This is a genomic window from Plantactinospora mayteni, assembly GCF_016862935.1.
In the GTDB taxonomy this organism is placed as follows: domain Bacteria; phylum Actinomycetota; class Actinomycetes; order Mycobacteriales; family Micromonosporaceae; genus Plantactinospora; species Plantactinospora mayteni.
The window spans coordinates 1-1,727 of sequence record NZ_BONX01000104.1; the positions used below are offsets into that span (position 1 = coordinate 1).

2 protein-coding genes are annotated in these 1,727 nt (G+C 64.8%); one reads left to right on the forward strand and one right to left on the reverse strand.

What is annotated here, in order from left to right:
• Positions 1–16: 16 nt before the first annotated feature.
• A complete protein-coding gene (locus Pma05_RS42050) occupies positions 17–784 on the forward strand; it encodes a hypothetical protein (RefSeq protein ID WP_203863130.1) in 768 nt (255 codons plus the stop codon).
• Positions 785–831: 47 nt separating this feature from the next.
• On the opposite strand, the gene Pma05_RS42055 is transcribed toward Pma05_RS42050, so the two are convergent.
• Positions 832–1,674 (reverse strand): IS5 family transposase, encoded by an 843-nt coding sequence (locus Pma05_RS42055; protein ID WP_203863131.1) that lies wholly within the window; start codon positions 1,672–1,674, stop codon positions 832–834.
• Positions 1,675–1,727: the final 53 nt, after the last annotated feature.

The window sequence follows — 1,727 nt, forward strand, 5'->3', positions numbered from 1 at the left end:
GTGAGAGAAGAGCGCAATGACCACACCCCCGGAGTCGCACAGCGCGTCGAGTTGCTACCTGCTGGAGTACTCGATAGGTCCCGGCGCCACTCCTCTGGGATACGTGTACGCCGCCGGGGAACTCTCCAGCCTGAAGGAAATGTTCGAGAAAGACGAAGGCTACGGCTACCAGCCGTTTCTCGACTATCACGTGATGTTGTGCGGAGCCGTCCTGCACCTGTGGGTTGTCCAGCGCGGCACTATCGTCGGCGGGTTCGACGTGCGCCCGTACTTGCGTACCGGCGATCCCGGATGGGACCGGACACTGGCCCGCGTGATCGAGCTTCAGGAACGCAACGAAGCTGACGAACGGGCCGAGGAAATCTGGGAAGACGTGGGGACGGTCATCGAAGACGCCGACTGGGAGGCCGCCCGCACACTGCCGCTCCTGGGCAAGGTGTTCGAACTGCACGACCAGATCACCGCGGCATCCGACGCGGCCGAGGACGCCGAAGTGCAACTTGAGGTCATCAGGGAGGGCGACGAGGAATTGCCTTCCGCCGGTCCGCTTTTGAAACTCGATTGGCGTACCGTGGCCGAACTGGCTCCGTCCCTCCAGCCACCTGTGCTGGCCTCGGGCTGGCTGGAAGTGACGTGGGCCGACGATCCCATCTGGGTCGAAGACAGCTACATCTGTGACCGTCCGTACTACGACTCGTCCAGCAGCATCAGCCTCCACTTCGGTTGGAACGACCTGATAAATGGTGACGACTACCCCGAAAAGGGCGAATCCCTCCCAGCATGAACTTCACCCACGCATCACACTTCGAGGTCTCGTGGACAGGCGTGAGGTCATGGTCGACGGCTCGGGCGTTCGTCCCAGCGGTGAGTCGTCCATGCTCGTCGGATCAGACCGCGCACGGTGATGATCGTGTCGGCGAGGTCGAAGAAGGCATCGATCACGGTGGCGCGGCGTTCGTAGCAGCGGGTGATGCGGTGGAAGGCGTTCTGCCAGGCGTGGGTGCGCTCGACGTACCAACGCCGACTGGCCTGGATCGGCGCCTTCTCGCCTTTGCGCGCGATGCGGCCGTGCAGCCCGCGTTCGTTGAGCAGGGTGCGGGTGGTGGCCGAGTCGTAGCCGGCGTCCAGGTGCACCGTGATGTCGTCGGGCAGCGGCCCAAGGTCGTCCAGGCGGTCCAGGGTGGGGGCGAGCAAGGGGGAGTCGTGGCGGTTGGCGCCGGCCAGGGCGCGGCCCAGTGGAATGCCGGATCCGTCTGTCATGCCCGAGCGTTTCAGGCCCTGTTTGCCGCGGTCGACCGGTGAGCGTCCGGCGGCCTCGCCGCCTCCGGGCGCCTTGGTGATGGAGCCGTCGACGGCGATCTGGTCGAGGACGAGGCCGACGATCCGGTCGTAGGACTCCAACGCGATCTCCTTGAGCCGGGCGAAGACCCCGAGTCGTATCCACTCGTTACGGCGGTTGCGGATCGTGGTGGCCGAGCAGGTCGTGTCGGCGATCGCCTCGTAAGAACAGCCGAAGCGCAGCAGTTGCAGCATCTTGTCGAAGACGATCCGGTCGCTGATCCGCCGCCGGTGGCATCCCAGGGGATGGTCGGGGTGGAACACCGACCGTCTGGGCAGCAGGGCAGCGAATTGGTCCCAGAGCGGTTCGATCAGCCATGATGGAAGCGCGGGCACAGGCCCTCCATGTGATCACAGAGCGTAGACAACTCCATGATCACCAGGACCTG

Bases quoted from the DNA above. Each gene is read 5' to 3' on its own strand.
- Pma05_RS42050 (WP_203863130.1), top strand. From the start codon at position 17: ATGACCACACCCCCGGAGTCGCACAGCGCGTCGAGTTGCTACCTGCTG.